Annotated in this window: 1 rRNA gene; it reads left to right on the top strand. The window is 57.5% G+C overall.

From position 1 onward, the window contains the following. A 16S ribosomal RNA gene (locus ADL03_RS04890) occupies positions 1 to 89 on the top strand; the annotation flags it as partial. Positions 90 to 485: the final 396 nt, after the last annotated feature.

Here is a 485-nt window from a genome sequence, read left to right as displayed (position 1 = left end):
GGGGAGAGCGGTCGAAGGTGGGACTGGCGATTGGGACGAAGTCGTAACAAGGTAGCCGTACCGGAAGGTGCGGCTGGATCACCTCCTTTCTAAGGAGCACTTCTTGTCGATCTGAGCGAACGTCTCAGCGGCAAGCAGACCCACACCCGCTTAAGCGGGGTGGTGCTCACTAGTGGATGCTGGCTGGCTCGACACACAGTTGTCGCTGGAGTGAGTACTGCGGGCTTGCCTGCGTGGAAAGGTCCAGTGAGGGCTGAGTGAACAGATCGGTACGCTGTTGGGTCCTGAGAGAACACGCTCTTTGTGTCTTTCGGTGATCGGGCTCTTGCCGCGGATGAACCGCCGGCCGTCAAGGTTGGTAGGCATCACGCAGTGGCGCAGGGGTTTCTGATTGTTCTTTGAGAACTGCACAGTGGATGCGAGCATCTTTGTAGCAAGTTAGTAAGGGCATACGGTGGATGTCTTGGCACCAGGAGCCGATGAAG

The sequence above is a fragment of the Nocardia sp. NRRL S-836 genome, assembly GCF_001279525.1.
Classification (GTDB): Bacteria; Actinomycetota; Actinomycetes; order Mycobacteriales; family Pseudonocardiaceae; genus Lentzea.
The sequence above is the reverse complement of the archived record's forward strand: the minus strand, read 5'-3'. Positions and strand labels throughout refer to the sequence as shown.